Annotated in this window: 1 protein-coding gene; it reads right to left on the reverse strand. The window is 46.7% G+C overall.

Going from position 1 to position 3,369, the window contains the following annotated elements; genetic code table 11:
- Nucleotides 1-3,369, reverse strand: a 3,369-nt coding sequence (locus tag FD973_RS06540; protein WP_371816854.1) for a hypothetical protein, incomplete at both ends; no start/stop codon positions are given.

The following is a 3,369-nucleotide window of genomic DNA, read 5'->3' on the forward strand; positions in this document are numbered from 1 at the left end:
CCCTCATCGGTAGGCAATGTGCCAGCAACATTGACTGTATAGGTCAAAGAAGCCTCATCGTCAACCGTACCAGTGTGTGTTGGAGCCTGTAAGCTTACGGTGACACGATCATCTTCAACCGTGAAGGTGTCAGCAGTGCTGTTAATACTCAACTCCGAGCTCACTAGAGAGTTGCCTTCCCCTGCTGCATGGATATCACCAGCCTTATCTACCAGGCCAACTACGCTAACACTGAAGTTAGCGCCATGGAGCTCATTCGCATCTACTGTAAAGGTCTTATCTGAACCAGTAATGTCTACGTACTTGTATTCAGTCACGCTGTCATGCGTAATAGCTACCTTAGCGTAAACATGACCCAATCCCTCATCGGTAGGCAATGTGCCAGCAACATTGACTGTATAGGTCAAAGAAGCCTCATCGTCAACCGTACCAGTGTGTGTTGGAGCCTGTAAGCTTACGGTGACACGATCATCTTCAACCGTGAAGGTGTCTGAAGCATGGGCATTATCAATCGTAATTTCAGAACCAATCAGAGACTTCCCTGTGCCATCATCTTTGTCAGTGAGATCGAGTACTTCTACACGATAGCTGTGATGTTCACCTTCTCCGTGGTTTTCAACAGTAAATGTGCCCTTCTCTTTATCCACCTCGATATAACGATCATGAGTACTGGTCTCACGATGACCTTCTTCGCCTCGAGTCTCAGTTACACGAACCTTGGCATAGAGATGGCTATCTTCATGGTCACCGCCCTCATGCTCACCAGCTTCACGCAAGTATTCAGTAGAGACTTTATAGGTGTGCTTAGTAGAACCATCTTCACCATCGCCACCCTCATGCTCGCCATGCTCATCACCATGTTCACCACGCACTTCGGTGGCAATTGGTTTGGAGGGATCACGAGCATCTAATAAAGACTTGCCTTCGCTACTGTTTTTATCAACTAAGTCAACAATGGTTACAGTAAAGCTCTTGCCGTGCTGACTTTCATTGGTGTCAATCGTAAAGGTCTTATCACCACCACCGGCAATATCAACATACTTGTAAGTAGTACCGCCACCTTCGCCGTTCTGGGTAATGGCTACCTTGGCATAAGCGTGCTCAATGCCCTCTTGGCCAATTGGATTGCCATTAACATGAATGGTATAAGTTAAATCAGCATCGTCAGAGACTGCGCCACCAGCGTGTTTTGTCAAGCTCACAGTAACACGGTCATCCTCCACCCTAAAGGTGTCGGAACGAGAAGCGTCATTAATCCGATAGTCGCCGTCATTAATCACCTTGCCGCCACTGTTTGGCGCATCAACCAAACTAACTACATTAACGGTAAATTCTTTACCATGTAGCTCAGTAGTATCAACTGTAAAAGTCTTATCGCCTTTAGTAGTGACATCGACATATTGATAAGTAGTGCCGCCACCGGTTTCTTTTATTTCTACTTTGGCATAGACATGATTGGAGCCGCCCTCATCATCACCAGCATTACCAGTGACGTGGAGAGTGTAAGTTAAATCGGATTCATCAGAGACTGGGTTAGAGCCGCTATGGGCTTGCAAGCTTACTGTAAGGCGATCATCTTCAACCGTGAAGGTGTCTGAAGCATGGGCATTATCAATCGTAATTTCAGAACCAATCAGAGACTTCCCTGTGCCATCATCTTTGTCAGTGAGATCGAGTACTTCTACACGATAGCTGTGATGTTCACCTTCTCCGTGGTTTTCAACAGTAAATGTGCCCTTCTCTTTATCCACCTCGATATAACGATCATGAGTACTGGTCTCACGATGACCTTCTTCGCCTCGAGTCTCAGTTACACGAACCTTGGCATAGAGATGGCTATCTTCATGGTCACCGCCCTCATGCTCACCAGCTTCACGCAAGTATTCAGTAGAGACTTTATAGGTGTGCTTAGTAGAACCATCTTCACCATCGCCACCCTCATGCTCGCCATGCTCATCACCATGTTCACCACGCACTTCGGTGGCAATTGGTTTGGAGGGATCACGAGCATCTAATAAAGACTTGCCTTCGCTACTGTTTTTATCAACTAAGTCAACAATGGTTACAGTAAAGCTCTTGCCGTGCTGACTTTCATTGGTGTCAATCGTAAAGGTCTTATCACCACCACCGGCAATATCAACATACTTGTAAGTAGTACCGCCACCTTCGCCGTTCTGGGTAATGGCTACCTTGGCATAAGCGTGCTCAATGCCCTCTTGGCCAATTGGATTGCCATTAACATGAATGGTATAAGTTAAATCAGCATCGTCAGAGACTGCGCCACCAGCGTGTTTTGTCAAGCTCACAGTAACACGGTCATCCTCCACCCTAAAGGTGTCGGAACGAGAAGCGTCATTAATCCGATAGTCGCCGTCATTAATCACCTTGCCGCCACTGTTTGGCGCATCAACCAAACTAACTACATTAACGGTAAATTCTTTACCATGTAGCTCAGTAGTATCAACTGTAAAAGTCTTATCGCCTTTAGTAGTGACATCGACATATTGATAAGTAGTGCCGCCACCGGTTTCTTTTATTTCTACTTTGGCATAGACATGATTGGAGCCGCCCTCATCATCACCAGCATTACCAGTGACGTGGAGAGTGTAAGTTAAATCGGATTCATCAGAGACTGGGTTAGAGCCGCTATGGGCTTGCAAGCTTACTGTAAGGCGATCATCTTCAACCGTGAAGGTGTCTGTAATGCCGCCGCCAGTTACATTGCCGCGAATGTAATCAGCACCAGACTCCGAACCTGGGTGACCGGCAATTAAAGAGGAGAACCCCTCTCCGGAAGGGTTTCTTGCGGTACCAATATCTTCAAGAGTAACTGTAAATGTTTTACCATGGGCTTCATCAACTGAAATAGTGAAGGATTTGGATGAGCCCTCCTTAAGTGATACGTATTTAAAAGTATCCTCTCTAGCATCGGTACCGTTTACGTGAATACGCACCTTCGCATATTCATTATCAGCTATGTGGGCATCAGCTCGAGCATCAACGTGCAAGGTATAGGTGATGTTGGCGTCATCGCTGACATCTTTATGCTCATGACGATCGTCACGATTGTTATTTTCATCACGATCTTCACTGCTATCTCGTCCATCACTCCCATCGCGGCTATCATGGCCATCTCGACTATTTTGCTCGTCACGACCATCGCGATCTCCGCTCTCGCCACGATCATTTTCACTCTCTTGATATCCGCCATCTTGATGAGGGATACTACCGCCTTCCAGACTCACAAACACACGGTCATCTTCTACGGTGAAGGTGTCACTAATTGCGCCACCACCATTACCGATGCCGATAGTGTAATCCGCACCAACTTCAGTGCCAGGATGGCCAGCAATCAATGAGGCAAAGCTC

It is taken from the genome of Polynucleobacter sp. MWH-Braz-FAM2G, assembly GCF_018687635.1.
Classification (GTDB): Bacteria; Pseudomonadota; Gammaproteobacteria; order Burkholderiales; family Burkholderiaceae; genus Polynucleobacter.